The sequence below is a fragment of the Streptomyces sp. NPDC001927 genome, from assembly GCF_053594455.1.
Genome location: NZ_JBSFEN010000006.1, coordinates 519,808 through 533,338 on the forward strand (window position 1 = coordinate 519,808; position 13,531 = coordinate 533,338).

Here is a 13,531-nt window from a genome sequence, read left to right on the forward strand (position 1 = left end):
CGATCGGCCCTTCTCTTTCACGGTGCGTCAGGTCCAGTCCGGGTGGCCGGGCATGGGCGGGTTCTCGGTGCTGAAGAGCCAGTCCTCCAGGAAGGGCCGCAGGGTCGGGTCGTCGGTGACCTCGACGGCATTGTCGATGAAGTCCTGGGTGTCGGCGTTGCCGCCGCGGTGCTTCACGAGCCAGGACGTGATGACGGCGTCGAAGTCCGCCTGGCCGATCTGCCGCCGCAGCGCGTACAGGGTGACGGCGGCGCCGTCATAGATGTTGAAGCCGCCGAGCGCGGTGGGGAGCCCGGGCGGGCCGTCCGTCTTGCGGACGGCGTCGAGCTTGGCGTACGCCGTCCGCATCTTCTCCTCCATCGAGGAGAAGCCCTGCTGGTCGGCCCAGAGCGCGGCGTAGTACACCGCCGGGCCCTCGTTCAGCCAGGCGCTCTGCCAGGTGGTCGGGGTGACGGAGTCGCCGAACCACTGGTGGGTCAGCTCATGGATCATCACGTTGGTGTACGTCCGTGAGGTGGCGGCGTTCTTGAACCAGCCCGGCCCGAACAGGGAGAGCGTCTGGTTCTCCAGGGCGTCGCCGTAGCCGTCGCGGACGATCTGCATCCCGTAGGTGGAGAACGGGAAGCGGACGCCGAGCGTCTCTTCCAGCCACTCGATCTGTTCGCCGGTCTGCTCCACGATCGGCTGGTACGTGGCGACCTGGCCAGTGGGGACGTAGTGGCGCAGCCTGATGCCGTGCGGGCCTTCGCCGGTCAGCATGGTCTGCCGCGCCACGGAGATGCCGAGGAGCTCCGGCGCCATGCGCGAGCCGAGGACGAAGTCCCAGGCGGTCTTCTGGTCGGCGACGGCCCGGGAGCCGATGAGGGTGCCGTTGGCGGCCGGCGTCCAGCCGTCCGGGGCGGTGAGGTGGAAGGACCAGGTCGCCTTGTCCCGGGTGGTGTCGTTGACCGGCGCGAAGGTGTCGGCGCGGGACGCCTGGGCGGCGGAGACGAAGCCGCCGTCGCTCATGTACCGCCAGCCGGGCGCACCGACCGGCTTCGTCTTCCCGTTGCCGTGGTAGGCGACGGTGACCACGAAGGGCAGGTCGTCGTGGAGGGCGCGGGCGGGGGTGACCGTGAGCTCCTGGCCGCTCTTGCCGGGCGAGACGGCCCAGGTGGCGGCCTTGCCGTTCACCTTCACCTCGTCGACGGCGAGGGAGTCGATGTCGAGGTTGAAGGAGGACAGGTCCTGGGTCGCGGTCGCGTAGATCTTCATCACGCCGTCGAAGTCGTACGTGACGGGGGTGAAGTCGAAGGAGAGGTCGTAGTGGAGGACGTCGTAGCCGCCGTTGCCGAGCGTCGGGAACAGCGGGTCGCCCGCGCCGTCCGCACCGGGCTTCGGATCGAACGCGTCCTGGGCCCGCGCACCGGGCGCGGCGCAGAGGGTGAGGGCGACGAAAGCGGTGGCCGTGGCGACGGCCGTGCGCAGGGTGCGGGTCACTTGGCGGTCTCCTTCGTGCTCTGCTGGGCCGCTTCCTCGAACTCGGCGCGTGCCTTCTCGCCGCCCTTGGCCAGCCAGTCCTTGACGAGGACGTCGTAGTCCTTCATGGACTTGCGTCCGGCGATGATGTCCTTCAGACCGTCGCCCTTGAGCGTGCCGAGGCTGCCGCTGCCCTCGGAGTCCCAGGTCGGGGACGTGAAGTCGAGGTGGTCGGCGCGCACCAGCTTGGGGATGAGCCGCGTGTACGCCTGGTGGGCGTGGGTCACGGCGTCCTTGTTCGTGGCGGAGAAGAGCGCCGGGGTGCCGGAGGAGAGCTTCCCCCAGGGGACGCCGACCTCCAGCGAACCGCGCGCGGTGAGGACGGGGTTTCCGCGGGCGTCGCGGGTGTGGTCGGTGCCCTCCACCCCGAAGTTGATGAGGGTGTACTCCTCGGTGCCGAACGGCGCGGCGATGAAGTCGAGCAGGCGCAGGATCGCCTCGACCCGCTCCTTGGGCGCCTTCCTGATGTACGTCTGGCTGAGGGTGATGTTGTCGGACCAGGCCACGGCCGTCGGACCGAACGGCACCATCGGCCGGACGTCGAAGCTCTTGTCGACGGCGGCCATGGATTCGACGTATCCGGTGGAGGGTGCCAGGTAGGGCGGCATGCCGTCGTAGACGTACGCGCCCTTGCCGTTCTTGAACAGGTCCGTGTACTGCGCCTTCTGGGCTCCGCTCATCTGGAGCGTGCCGGGGTAGTAGCAGCCTGCCTTGTACAGCTCGGCGGCCGTCTCGACCGCGTGACGGTACGCGTCGGTCTCCAGGTCCGCGGTGAACTTGCCGGTCTTCTTGTCCATCGCCCACTGGTAGGGCGCGCCGGCCGACATCGCGAGCAGGTTGGTGGCGCCCGCGACGATGGCGTACCGCTTCTCCTTGGGGCGCGTCAGCTCCTTGCACACCTCAAGGAAGCGGTCGAGGCTCGAGATGGCGTCGAGGCTCTCCACTCCGACCTCGCGGAACAGGTCGTGCCGGTAGAAGCCCGCGCCCGAGGTTCCGTAGCGGGTGATGGGGACGCCGTACAGCTTGTCCCCGTACAGGCACTCCTGCCAGGCGCCGGCCGGGATCGCGGCGAGGTTGGGGTACGTCCTGACGTGGTCGCCGGAGAGGAAGGGGGTGAGGTCGGCGCACTGGGACGCGAAGAAGGCGGCCTTGTGGGCGACACCGCCCGTCTCCGGGTACATGAAGAGGTCGGCGAGATCGCCGCTCGCGACCATCGTGGAGAACTTGGTGCCGTAGTCGTCGGCCGGCACCGCGGTGATGTCGACCTGTCCGCCGAGCCGCTTCTCGATGGCCTGCCAGGCGGCGTTCTGCGCGCGGCCGGGCGCCGGGGGTACGAAGGTCTCCGTCATGGCCTTGATGGGTTGGACGCCCTTCAACGGGGTGCCCCGGACGGAGCGGACCGGGGACTTGGGGTAGCTGAAGTAGGCGTGCGGGACACCGGTGGTGGTACCCGCCAGGTCGGCCGTGACGGAGTTCGCGGCGACCGTACGGGGAAGGGCGCCGCGGCTCTTCGCGGCGGCCTTCCCCGCGGTGCCGCCGCCGTCGCCGCACGCGGAGAGGAGGGGCGCGGCGGCCAGTCCCAGGCCGAGGCCGAGGGAGGCGCGCAGGAGGGTCCTGCGGTCGAGCGACGCGGATCTACGGGCGAACGGCACGAGCGACTCCTTGGGGCGAGGGGTGATGGGTGTGTCGTGCGGGGAGGCGAGCGGGGCTCAGCCCTTGATGGCTCCGGTGAGCACGCCCTTGGTGAAGTAGCGCTGGAGGAAGGGGTACACGCAGAGGATCGGGACGACGGCGATCACCAGCACGGCCATCTGGACGGCCTGTTGAGGGGCGACGGACTCGCCGACCGAGGCGCCTTCCAACGACTGGCCCTGCAGGACGAAGGTGCGGAGCACCATCGCCAGGGGCCACTTCTCCGCGTCGTTGAGGTAGAGCATCGCGTTGAAGAAGGCGTTCCAGTAGGTCACCGCGTAGAAGAGGCCGATGACGGCGAGGACGGCCTTCGAGAGCGGCAGGACGATGCGGACCAGGGTGCGGAAGTCCCCCGCGCCGTCGACCTTGGCGGCGTCGTACAGCTCCTCGGGGAGGTTCATGAAGAAGGAGCGCAGGACGACGAGGTTGAAGGCGCTGACCATGGTGGGCAGGACAAGGGCGGCCAGGGTGTTGTAGAGGCCGAGCTCCTTGACGGTGAGGAACTTGGGGATGATGCCCGGGTCGAAGAGCATGGTGAACAGGGCGGTCATCAGGATGAATCGGGAGCCGACCACATCACGGCGGGAGAGTCCGTACGCCATGCCGATGGTGGCCACCAGGCTGCACGCCGTACCGACGAGCGTGACGACGAGACTGGTGAGGAGTGCGCGGGTGACGACCCCGCCGCTGAGGACCGTGCGGTACGCCTCCAGGGTGGGGTGGTCGGGCCACAGGACCAGCCCCGGGCTCCTGATGATGTCCGTCTGCGAGGCGAAGCTCGTACCGATCACCCCCAGCAGCGGGTAGGCGACCGCCGACACGACCAGGACCAGCACCACCCCCTTGAGGAGGAGGCCGAGGCGGGTGGGCTTCTCCATCCACGGGGGCCGTCCGCCGGAGGCCGCCGGCGAGGCGGAAGCCGGGCCCGCCTTCCGGGCGGGCGCCCTGTCGCCTTTCGAGTCAGAGCCGGCCGGGGGCTCCTGCCTGGTCTTCTGTGGGTCAGCGGTCAGCACCTCGGTACACCCCTTCGTGGCCGAGCCGGTGCGCGAACTTGTTCGCGCCGAGGACGAGGACGGTGCCGATGACCGCCTTGACGAGACCGACGGCGGCCGAGGTGCCCCAGTCGTTGTCCTTGATGCCGTGGAAGTAGACGTAGGTGTCGAGGACTTCACCGGCACCGGGGCCGACCGCGTCGCGCTGGAGCAGGATCTGCTCGAAGCCGACGGAGAGGATCTGACCGAGGTTGAGGATGAGCAGCAGGATGATGACCGGTGATATGCCCGGCAGGGTGACGTGCCAGAGCCGGCGCAGCCTGCCCGCGCCGTCGATGGCGGACGCCTCGTAGAGGCCGCGGTCGATGTTGAGCAGGGCGGCGAGGATGATGATGGTGCCCCATCCCGCGTCCTTCCACATCACCTGAAGGGCGAGCAGCCAGGGGAAGGCGCCGGGATCGGTCGTCATGTCGTAGCGGGGCAGGCCGAGTTGACCGAGGAGGTCGGGTACGACGCCCGCGCCGCCCAGGATCTGCTGGAAGATCGAGACGATGATGACCCAGCCGATGAAGTGCGGCAGGTAGACGACGCTCTGCACGAACCGCCGGACCTTGTCGCTCACGATGCTGTTGAGCAGCAGCGCGAGTCCGACCGGCACGGGGAAGAAGAACACCAGCTGCACGAGGGCGATCTTCAGGGTGTTGCCGGTGGCCGACCAGAACGCCGGATCGGCGAAGGCGGAGGAGAAGTTGGCGAAGCCGACCCATGCGCTCTGCGTGTAGCCCAGGTACGGCTGGTAGTTCTGGAACGCCACGACGTACCCGAGCAGCGGCACGTAGTGGAACACCACGAAGTACAGCAGTCCCGGCAGGGTCAGCAGCAGCATCACCTTGTCCCGCTTGAGCCGTTGCCGCAGGGAGAGACGGTGCACGGCGAGGGGTGGAGAGGGCGTTGTGTCTGCCATGAGGCGGCAACGTAGTAACCGCTTACCCCGGGCGTCAAGGGATCCGACCCACGCCGATGTGGCTTGATGCCGCCTGATACGGCCTGCCGATGCGGGTCGCCTGCTTGACGCTCCCTCGCGCAGTCCTTAGCGTTCGGTCACCTCATAGAACACGCTTACTGTCCGGAGGCAGGGTGCGAACCACTGATGAGGCGCCGGTACCCACCGGCCCCCTCGACGCCACACCGCCCCCAAGGCGGCCCCGTACGGTCCTGGCGATGGATGTCGCGTTCCTCGACGACGTCTTCCCGCCGGCCGTCCGCGCCCGCCTCGAGGAGATCGCGAACATCCAACCCCCTTACCTCCTCCAGGAATTCACCAGCCGTCGGGCCGTCGCCGCGCTCGCCGAATGCGAGGTGCTGCTGACCGGCTGGGGCTGTCCCCGCATCGACGCCACGGTCCTCGACCGGGCGCCGCGCCTCGAAGCGGTGATCCACTCGGCCGGCACCGTGAAGACGTTCCTCGACCGCGCGGCGTACGAGCGGGGGATCACGGTCTCCTCCGCGGCCGCGGCCAACGCCGTGCCGGTCGCCGAGTTCACGCTCGCCGCGATCATCCTGGGCGCCAAGCGCGCCTTCCCGCTCGCCCACCTCTACCGCGACCGCCGCTCGCACCGCACCGCCTCCGACCTCGACCGGTTCCGCTGGCTCGGCACCCACGGCATCACCGTGGGTGTGGTCGGCGCGTCGCGCATCGGGCGTCGCGTCATCCAGCTGCTGCGCTCCATCGACGCCGAGATCCTGCTGTACGACCCGTACGTCGACGCGGCGGAGGCCGAGCGGCTCGGTACGACCCTCACCGACCTCGACACCCTCGTCGCCACCAGCGACGTCGTCACCCTGCACGCACCCGCCACGGACGCGACCCGGCATCTGCTCGACGCGCGGCGCCTGGACCTGATGCGGCCCGGCACGCTCCTGGTCAACACCGCGCGGGGCCCGCTCGTCGACACCGAGGCGCTCACCGCCCATGTGGCCGAGGGGCGCATCGACGTCGTCCTCGACGTGACCGACCCGGAACCCCTGCCCGTCGACCATCCGCTGTGGGAGCTGCCCAACGCCTTCCTCACCCCGCACCTGGCCGGCGCGCAGGGCAACGAGGTGGGCAGCCTCGGGGCGCTCGCCGTCGACGAACTGGCCCGCTTCGCGCGCGGGGTCCCGCTCAACCACCCCGTACTCCTCGAAGACCTGGAGCGCATCGCATGAACGGGCCCACGGGAACGACTCCGGGTACCACCCCAGGCGCCGGTCCCGGTGTCGGCGGGCAGCGGCGGGCGACCGTCGTCGACGTGGCCCGTCACGCGGGGGTGTCGACAGCAACGGTCTCCCGCGTGATGAACCAGAACTACCCGGTCGCCACGGCCACCCGCGAGCGCGTCGAGGCGGCCATGCGGGAACTCGGCTATGTGGTCAACGCCCACGCGCGGGCGCTGGCCGGAGCCTCGGGCCGCACGGTCGGCATCATCGTCAACGACGTGGTCGACCCCTTCTACGCCTACATCGCCCGGGGCGTCGAACGCGAGGCGACCGCCGGGGACCGGCTGTGCCTGGTCTGCTGCACCCAGGGCGACCCACAGCGCGAGCTCGCCTTCATCGAGCTCATGCACGAGCGCCGCGCCGACGCGGTGGTGCTCGTCGGCGGGAGCTACGCCGACCGGGCGTACCAGTCCGAACTGGCGCGCAGGGCACACGAGCTGGACGCCGGCGGCGCGAAGCTCGTGCTGTGCGGACGGCCTTCCCTGGGCGAGAACGACCCCACGGTGGGCGTCGAGTACGACAACGAGGGCGGCGCCTTCGCCATCACCGACCACCTCGTCGCCCAGGGGCACGAGCGCATCCTGTATCTCGGTGGGCCCGTCGGCCTCTCCACGACCATCGACCGGCTCGCCGGCCATCGCCGCGCCCTGGAACTGCGGGGCGTCGAGCACGCCCCGGAGCTGGAGCAACCGGGTGCGTTCAGCCGGTCCTTCGGCTACCGCCGGATGACCGAACTCCTCAGGGAGGGTCTGGACTTCACCGCCGTCTTCGCCGCCAACGACATCGTGGCGGCGGGCGCGCTGCAGGCCATGGAGGAGGCGGGGGTGCGGGTGCCACAGGACGTCTCCCTGGTCGGCTACGACGACGTACCCGTGGCCCAGGAGATGCGGCCCCGGCTCACGACGGTGCGGGTGCCCCTGGAGGAGATGGGCCGTCAGGCCGTACGCGTCGCCCTCAACGGCGGCGACGAGGACGACTGGCGCGCACCGACCACGGGCCGGCTGCGCCTGGGGACGCACATCGTGGTGCGCGACTCCGTTGCCGCGCCGCGCCGGTGACATAGAAACAGGTAGTAACTCCTCGGGACCCCTTGCGACTTCATAGCAAGCGCTTACATGCTGGCGCCGCATCACCGCACCATCAGCAGCAGCACACCACCGCCTCCCTGCCCCAGGAGCCCGCGATGCGCCCCTCCTCCCCGCCCCCGTCCCCCTCCCGCCGTACGTTCCTCGGCGCGGCCGCGCTCACGGGCGCCGCGCTCGCGCTCGGTACCGAAGGTTCGGCCCACGCGGCCGGCGGCTGCTCCGTCACCGCCGTCGGCCGCCCGACCGCCGAGGCCGAGCGGCTGCGCCTCGGGCAGGCACTGCGGGCGAGCGAGTTCCAGCCCACCGGTCGGTACGTGCCCGCGGGGCGCGAACTCCGCGTGCAGGTGCGGCCGTACGACGGGCTCGTGCCGACGCTCTGGATCGGCCAGTGGGACTACTACCACGCCATTCTCAGGGCGCCCCGCTCCTACCCGCTCTCCCCCGGCACCCACACCGTCGTCGACCCGTACGGCGGCCCGGTCTACCTCACGCTCGCCGGCGACGGCGAGCGCGCGGGCGTCCGCCTCGTCTCCGGTGCGACGCCCATGCCGGTGTTCCGCCTCGGCCACACGCGGGAGGCGGAGTTCCAGCAGGCGCTCGACGCGCTCACCGACGTACCTGTGGTCGAACTCCACGGCCCCCGCTCGATCATGACGCTGACCAGGGAAGGCGCCCTGCTCCACCGCGACCAGGACCACGCGGCGCTCCTCCGCCTCCTGGAGACGATCATCGACGCCGAGGCGGCCGTCAGCGGTCTCGACGGATCGAAGCCGGTTCACCGGCGCCAGGCCGGGCGCTTCCACTTCACCGAGGTGTCGGTGGTCCCCTCGGGCGTCGGCGCTTACGCCACCCACGGCTACAACGGCTTCCCGCGCGCCTACCTCGACCGCGCGATCACCGTCGAGGGGCTCCGCACGCGCGGCTGGGGCCTCTACCACGAACTCGGCCATCTCCATCAGCAGATGGCGTACAAGCCCGCCGGCCTCACCGAGGTCACGGTGAACATCTACTCCCTCGCCGTGCAGCGCGCCCTCGGCCAGACCTCGAACCTCCTCACCGTGAACCCCACCACCGGCCTGAACCACTTCCAGTCCGCCCTCGCCAAGTTCGGTACGGCGGGCCTCAGCTACGAGAAGTCCTTCGGCGCGTACGAGAAGCTGGTGCCGCTGCGGCAGCTGGAGCTCGCGTTCGGGGCCGACTTCTGGCCGCGGATGCACCGGCTGGTCCGGGAGGAGAACCCGCAGTCGGACCCCTCGGAGACCGCGAAGAGGTACCGGAACCTCGCCGTCTACGCCAGCCGTGTCGCCGGCCACGACCTCACCGACTTCTTCGCGCACACCTGGGCGTTCCCCCTCGACGCCGAGGCCCGGGCGGCCCTCGCCGCCCTCCAGCTGCCCACCCCGGCCGTGGACCCGGCCACCCTGACGGACTGAACCGAAGGGCCACGCGATCATCATGGATCTCACCAGACGCCAGACCCTCGCCCTCTCCCTCTCCCTCGCCGGAGCGGCAGGCGCCGTCGGAGCCGTCGCGGCCTCGACCGTACTCACGCTCCCCGGCCCGGCCGCGCACGCGGCCGAACCCACGGCGGCGGACGACCCCTTCGAGCCGTGGCTCGCCCGGGCCGAACAGCAGCTCACGGGCGGCCCGTTCGATCCCGCCGACCCCGACTTCGCGGCGGCGCTCAGCGCCCTGGACGCCCAGGCCACCGCCTGGCTGCGGACCCTGGACACCTCCGCGGGCCGGGTCGCCCTGTGGCCCGACCTGTCCCCCGCCTCCAGCCCGGACAAGTTCGGCCAGAGCTACCCCCGGCTGCGTACGATCGCACTCGCCTGGGCCACGCCCGGAACCTCCCTCACCGCACGCGCCGACGTCCTCGACACCCTGATCACGAGCCTGCGCTTCCTCCACACGGTCGGCTACCACCCGAACCGCACCGAGTCGGGCAACTGGTGGTTCTGGGAGATCGGTTCGCCCCGCGCCCTGATGGACACCTGCGTCCTGCTGCGCGCGCACCTCCCGGCCGAGGACCTCGCCGCGTACCTCGCCACCGTCGCCCGGTTCGTCCCGAACCCCGACCGGCGCACCAACATCCCGACGCTCGCCGAGACCGGGGCCAACCGCGCCGACAAGGCGCTCATCGTCGCCCTGCGCGGTCTGCTGGCCCGGGACGGGGCCGTGGTCGCGCTCGCCCGCGACGGCCTGTCCGACGTCCGCGACGGCGGGCGCAACAGCCTCTTCGCCCATGTCACCTCGGGCGACGGCTTCTACGCCGACGGCTCGTTCGTCCAGCACGGCTCCGTCGCCTACACCGGGACCTACGGCTCCGTCCTCCTGGGCGGCGCGGGCCAGCTGATCGCCCTGCTCGCCGGGTCCGGGTGGGCCGTGACCGACCCGCGCGTCGACGTGCTGTACGAGGCGGTGGACCGGTCCTTCACGCCCGTTCTCTTCGACGGCCTGATGATGGACGCCGTGCGCGGCCGTGCCGTCTCCCGGGAGCGCGCCCGGGACCATCAGGACGGCGCGACCACCGTGAGCCACATCGTCCAGTTGGCCGCCGGCGCCCCGGAGCCGTACGCCGCGCGGTGGCGCTCCGTCGCGCGGGGCTGGATCGAGCGCAACCGTGAGACCCCGTACGTCGGCCTCGTGGGCATACCCGCCCTGGCACGCGCCAAGGCGCTGCTCGCGGACCCGGCGGTGCGGCCGGCGGAGCGGCTGACCGGCCACCACGTCTTCGCGGACATGGACCGCGTGGTCCACCGGCGGCCCGGCTGGGCGTTGGCGCTGTCCCTGTCGTCGCGGCGAATAGCCGCGTACGAGGCGGGCAACGGCGAGAACCTGCACGGCTGGTACACCGGCGACGGCATGACGTACCTCTACGACGGCGACGACCTCGACGCCTTCGGTGATGCCTTCTGGCCCACGGTCGATCCCTACCGGCTGCCGGGGACGACGGTGGACACCCGGCCGCGCGCGGACATCGGCACCGGCGGCGGGACGGGCACCTTCCGGCCCGCCAACACGGTCGCGGGCGGCGCCGCGCTCGGCGGCCGCTACGGGGCCTCGGCGATGGAGCTGATCGCGGACGGCAGCTCCCTGCGCGCCAAGAAGGCGTGGTTCTTCCTCGACAACGCGGTCGTGGCGCTCGGCGCGGACATCACGGCGAGCGACGGGCGCACGGTCGAGACGATCGTCGAGAACCGCAACCTGCACGCCGACGGCTTCCCGGAGCTGCGGGTCGACGGGCGGCGACAGCCCCGGGATCAGGGCTGGTCCGCGGCCCTCGCGGGCGCGGGCTGGGCCCATCTCGAGGGGGTCGGCGGCTACGTCTTCCCCGACCACCCCGGCCGGGAGGCCGCCTCGGTGGTGCGCGCGCTGCGCGAGGAGCGCACGGGAAGCTGGCGGTCGCTGAACATCGGCGCGGACACCGGAGGAAGCACCGCACCGGTCACCCGTCGCTACGCCACCCTCTGGTTCGACCACGGCGTCTCCCCGACGGCCGCCTCGTACGCCTACGTCCTGCTCCCGGGAGCGTCGGCCGTGGCCACCGGCGTCTGGCACCACGCGCGTCCGGTGCGCGTCCTGGCCAACGACGCCACCGTGCAGGCGATCGAGGCGCGCAGGGACGGCCTGCTCGCCGCGCACTTCTGGCAGCCCGGTTCCGTCGCCGGGCTCACCTCCTCCGGCCCTGCCACGATCCTGGTGCGCCGTCACCGGGACGGCGTCTCCGTCTCGGTCGCCGACCCGGGCCGTACGGCCGAGACCCTGACCGTGGAGCTTCCCTGCTCGGTCCGCCGAGTCGTGCGCGCCGACGACTCCGTCACGGTCGTCCCCGGCCGGCGTCCCGTCCTGACGGTCCGGGTCGGCGGCTCCCGGGGACACAGCCACACCGCCGAGCTCTCCTGAGAGGAGACCCCGCAGCCATGCCCGCACCCGACCCCGCACCGTATCTGCGCCTGCCGCCCACCGACCGCGTCCGCTCCCCGCTGACGGGCTGGACCCGGGCGCACTGGGAGGCCCTCGCCGACCGGCAGCTGGACGCTGTGCTCCCGTACGCGACACCGGGATTCGCGCAGTACCGGCTGCCGGGACGGGCCAGTTGGTCGGGGGTGGTCCTGGACGGCCTCGAAGGGTACGCACGGACATTCCTGCTGGCCTCCTTCCGGATCGCGGGCGCGGTCGGGCACGGTGGCGGGGACGTCTCTCCCCACCTGATCGAAAGGTATACGGAGGGTCTGACAACGGGCACGGACCGTGACAGCGCCGAGGCCTGGCCGGTCCTCACCGACTGCTCCCAGCAGATGGTGGAGGCCGCGTCGATCGCGATCGGTCTGCACGAGACGCGCCCCTGGATCTGGGACCGGCTGGACGTCCGGGTCCAGGAGCGGGTCGTCGACTGGCTGTCGGGCTTCGTCTCCGCGCGCACCTGGGACAACAACTGGCGGCTGTTCCAGGTCGTGTCGGAGCAGTTCCTCGCCTCGGTGGGTGCTCCGCACAGCCGGAGCGACATCGACGACGGCCTCGACCGCATCGAGGACTGGTACGTCGGCGACGGCTGGTACACCGACGGCGACGGACGGAACTTCGACTACTACAACGGCTGGGCGATGCATCTTTACCCGCTGATGTGGGCCCGCATCGCCGGGCCGGACGGGGACGGCGGGCGCGCCGCCGTCTACCGCGACCGGCTGGCCCAATTCCTCTCCACGTACCCGCAGTTCTTCGGCGCGGACGGCGCGCCCGTCCACCAGGGGCGCTCGCTGACGTACCGCTTCGCGACGACCGCGCCCGTCTGGATGGGGGCACTCGCCGACTGCACGCCGCTCGCCCCGGGCCTGACCCGGCGGCTGGCCTCGGGCGTGGCCCGGCACTTCGTGGAGCGCGGAGCTCCGGACCGGCGGGGGCTCCTGCCGTTGGGCTGGTACGACACGTTCCTGCCGGCGACCCAGCCGTACTCCGGGCCCGCGTCGCCGTACTGGGCGAGCAAGGGGTTCCTGGGGCTGCTCCTCCCGGCCGACCACCCGGTGTGGACGGAACGCGAACTCCCCCTGCCCGTCGAGCGGTCCGTGCAGTACACGGCGTTGCCGGCCCCCGGCTGGCTGCTGCACGGCACCCCGCACGACGGCATCGTCCGGCTCGTCAACCACGGCAGCGACCACAATCCGCCCGAGGGCCCCGCCACGGACGACCCGCACTACGCCAAGCTCGCCTACTCCACGGCCACCGCGCCGGAATCCGCGCCGCACGCCTGGGCCCGCACCACGGACAGCCACCTCGCGCTCCTCGCCCCCGACGGCACCCCGTCACGCCGGCTGCGCATCCACCCCCTCACCTGCGAGGGCCGCCGCGCCTCCTCCCGCCACGACGCCCACATCCCAGGCCGGGAGGAACCGTTCCCTGTCGAGTCGACGAGCGTGCTGCACGGCCCCTGGGAGCTGCGCGTGCACCGCGTACGGGCTCCCGCGGGCATCGCGGTCCGCGAGGGCGGCTACGCGGTCGCGGACAGCACACGCCCCGAGTCCGCGCGGGGGGCCGGCCGGGCCCTGACCCGCACGGAGAGCGGCCTGACCAGCGTCATGGTGGGGCTGCACGGGTGGGACGAGGAGACCGCGATCGCGGAGGAGGCGGAGTCCAACGCCTTCGGCCCGTACTCGGCGACTCCCGTCCTGCGCGGGACGACCCGTGCGTCCGACGGCCCGAGCGTCCACGTCTCCCTGGTGGCTCTGACCCGCGACTCCGTCCATCCGGAGGCATTGCGTACGAGGATCACGTGCGCGGTCCGGGACGACGGAACCGTGGACGTCACGTTCCCGGAGGGCGAGACGCTGACGATCTGAGGGGATGGATCTCCTGGGCGCTCCACCGTCACCTTCGTCAACACCGGCGACGACGAAGGTCACGGTTCTGTGCCGTGCGGGGTGCCGACCATGGAAGGGAGGCACGGTGCGGTGCCTCGTGCCCTCTCGCGGCGGGCGCCGCGTCGCG

The 13,531-nt window shown here is 71.5% G+C and carries 9 protein-coding genes; 5 read left to right on the forward strand and 4 right to left on the reverse strand.

Annotated features, from left to right (window positions below; genetic code table 11):
- Positions 1-27: 27 nt before the first annotated feature.
- The 4 genes from ACWCO8_RS19575 to ACWCO8_RS19590 all read right to left on the reverse strand — a co-directional run bounded on the left by ACWCO8_RS19575 (position 28) and on the right by ACWCO8_RS19590 (position 5,166).
- Entirely contained in the window at positions 28-1,479 is a 1,452-nt protein-coding gene (locus tag ACWCO8_RS19575; protein ID WP_451033279.1) for a M1 family metallopeptidase, read from the reverse strand.
- Complete coding sequence (locus tag ACWCO8_RS19580) at positions 1,476-3,170, reverse strand: extracellular solute-binding protein (RefSeq protein WP_451033280.1); 1,695 nt, start codon at positions 3,168-3,170, stop codon at positions 1,476-1,478. The genes ACWCO8_RS19575 and ACWCO8_RS19580 overlap by 4 nt, the downstream gene beginning before the upstream one ends.
- A gap of 57 nt (positions 3,171-3,227) precedes the next feature.
- Positions 3,228-4,088 carry a carbohydrate ABC transporter permease gene (locus tag ACWCO8_RS19585; protein ID WP_451033281.1) on the reverse strand — a complete coding sequence of 287 codons (861 nt, stop codon included), beginning with the start codon at positions 4,086-4,088 and terminating at the stop codon, positions 3,228-3,230.
- A 121-nt stretch (positions 4,089-4,209) separates the two neighbouring features.
- Positions 4,210-5,166: an ABC transporter permease gene (locus tag ACWCO8_RS19590; protein ID WP_451033282.1), complete on the reverse strand. Its 957-nt coding sequence runs from the start codon at positions 5,164-5,166 to the stop codon at positions 4,210-4,212.
- A gap of 257 nt (positions 5,167-5,423) precedes the next feature.
- On the opposite strand from ACWCO8_RS19590, the gene ACWCO8_RS19595 reads away from it, so the two are divergent.
- The 5 genes from ACWCO8_RS19595 (at position 5,424) to ACWCO8_RS19615 (ending at position 13,383) form a co-directional block, all read left to right on the forward strand.
- The gene (locus ACWCO8_RS19595; RefSeq protein WP_451033283.1) at positions 5,424-6,410 is read left to right on the forward strand and encodes a hydroxyacid dehydrogenase; all 987 of its coding nucleotides are present in this window, start codon (positions 5,424-5,426) and stop codon (positions 6,408-6,410) included.
- Positions 6,407-7,519 carry a LacI family DNA-binding transcriptional regulator gene (locus tag ACWCO8_RS19600; RefSeq protein ID WP_451033284.1) on the forward strand — a complete coding sequence of 371 codons (1,113 nt, stop codon included), beginning with the start codon at positions 6,407-6,409 and terminating at the stop codon, positions 7,517-7,519. The genes ACWCO8_RS19595 and ACWCO8_RS19600 overlap by 4 nt, the downstream gene beginning before the upstream one ends.
- A 125-nt stretch (positions 7,520-7,644) precedes the next feature.
- Positions 7,645-8,979 (forward strand): M60 family metallopeptidase, encoded by a 1,335-nt coding sequence (locus ACWCO8_RS19605; RefSeq protein ID WP_451033285.1) that lies wholly within the window; start codon positions 7,645-7,647, stop codon positions 8,977-8,979.
- A gap of 22 nt (positions 8,980-9,001) precedes the next feature.
- Entirely contained in the window at positions 9,002-11,452 is a 2,451-nt protein-coding gene (locus tag ACWCO8_RS19610) for a polysaccharide lyase 8 family protein (RefSeq protein WP_451033286.1), read from the forward strand.
- Between the two features lie 17 nt (positions 11,453-11,469).
- Positions 11,470-13,383 carry a DUF2264 domain-containing protein gene (locus tag ACWCO8_RS19615; RefSeq protein ID WP_451033287.1) on the forward strand — a complete coding sequence of 638 codons (1,914 nt, stop codon included), beginning with the start codon at positions 11,470-11,472 and terminating at the stop codon, positions 13,381-13,383.
- Positions 13,384-13,531: the final 148 nt, after the last annotated feature.

What these genes read in the sequence shown, in the direction of transcription:
- ACWCO8_RS19595 (WP_451033283.1), top strand. Translation starts at nt 5,424, where the DNA reads ATGGATGTCGCGTTCCTCGACGACGTCTTCCCGCCGGCCGTCCGCGCC.
- ACWCO8_RS19585 (WP_451033281.1), bottom strand. Translation starts at nt 4,088, where the DNA reads ATGGAGAAGCCCACCCGCCTCGGCCTCCTCCTCAAGGGGGTGGTGCTG.
- ACWCO8_RS19600 (WP_451033284.1), top strand. Translation starts at nt 6,407, where the DNA reads ATGAACGGGCCCACGGGAACGACTCCGGGTACCACCCCAGGCGCCGGT.
- ACWCO8_RS19610 (WP_451033286.1), top strand. Translation starts at nt 9,002, where the DNA reads ATGGATCTCACCAGACGCCAGACCCTCGCCCTCTCCCTCTCCCTCGCC.
- ACWCO8_RS19590 (WP_451033282.1), bottom strand. Translation starts at nt 5,166, where the DNA reads ATGGCAGACACAACGCCCTCTCCACCCCTCGCCGTGCACCGTCTCTCC.
- ACWCO8_RS19615 (WP_451033287.1), top strand. Translation starts at nt 11,470, where the DNA reads ATGCCCGCACCCGACCCCGCACCGTATCTGCGCCTGCCGCCCACCGAC.
- ACWCO8_RS19605 (WP_451033285.1), top strand. Translation starts at nt 7,645, where the DNA reads ATGCGCCCCTCCTCCCCGCCCCCGTCCCCCTCCCGCCGTACGTTCCTC.